The 1,157-nt window shown below is 55.1% G+C and carries 1 protein-coding gene; it reads right to left on the bottom strand.

The features are described from left to right. On the bottom strand, positions 1-1,157 hold a 1,157-nt coding region (locus H1A14_RS23035; RefSeq protein WP_194778668.1), incomplete at both ends, for a DUF7507 domain-containing protein.

Here is a 1,157-nt window from a genome sequence, read left to right as displayed (position 1 = left end):
GGATCGGTGCCCTCGGCACTTGCCGTGTTGGTGATGCTGCCGTTGGTGATGTCAGCTGCGGTTACAATATAAGTGGTGGTGAACTCAACCTCCGCATTGGCGGCCAGGTCTCCCACATTCTCTGTCAGTCCGGTCAACGGATCGGTTACCGTCACATCGGTCAGATCTACCGTTCCGTTGTTCCTTACCGTGATGGTGTAGACGATCTCGTCTCCCTCCTCTGCATAGTTGCTTACATCCGCGGTCTTGGTCACCTCAATGCTGCCGCCTTCCACGATGCCCTCAAGGGTTACCGTGATGCTGTCAGCTCCTTCGATGGTGTCTCCATTCGGATCTGTGCCCTCGGCAGTGGCCGTGTTGGTGATGCTGCCGTTGGTGATGTCAGCTGCGGTGACAATATAAGTCTCCGTAAATACCTGCTCGCTGTTCGCTGCCAGGGTCGGAATTGTAGTGTCAAGGCCTGTCAAAGGATCGGTTACCGTTACATCGGTCAGATCTACCGTACCGTTGTTTCTCACCGTGATGGTGTAGACGATCTCGTCTCCCTCCTCAGCGTAGTTGGATACATTGGCGGTCTTGGTCACCTCGATGCTGCCACCGTCCACGATGCCCTCAAGGGTTACCGTTATGCTGTCGGTGCCTTCAATAGTATCTCCGTTCGGATCGGTGCCCTCGGCACTTGCCGTGTTGGTGATGCTGCCGTTGGTGATGTCAGCTGCGGTGACAATATAAGTCTCTGTATAAACCTCTTCACTGTTTGCAGGAAGGGTGGCGATGGTCACATCCAGTCCGGTCAATGGATCGGTCACCGTCACATCGGTCAGATCCACCGTACCGTTGTTCCTTACCGTGATCGTGTAGACAATCTCGTCTCCCTCCTCTGCGTAGTTGCTTACATTCGCGGTCTTGGTCACCTCGATGCTGCCGCCGTCCACGATTCCCTCAAGGGTTATCGTGATGCTGTCCGCACCTTCGACGGTGTCTCCGTTCGGATCAACGCCTTCGGCAGTGGCCGTGTTGGTGATGCTGCCGTTGGTAATGTCGGCTGCGGTGACAATATAAGTGGTGGTGAACTCAACTTCCGCATTGGCGGCCAGGTCTCCCACATTCTCTGTCAGTCCTGTCAAAGGATCGGTTACCGTCACATTGGTCAGGTC

The sequence above is a fragment of the Pararhodonellum marinum genome, assembly GCF_015354735.1.
Taxonomy (GTDB): Bacteria; Bacteroidota; Bacteroidia; order Cytophagales; family Cyclobacteriaceae; genus Pararhodonellum; species Pararhodonellum marinum.
This window is presented reverse-complemented; position numbering and strand designations above follow the sequence as displayed.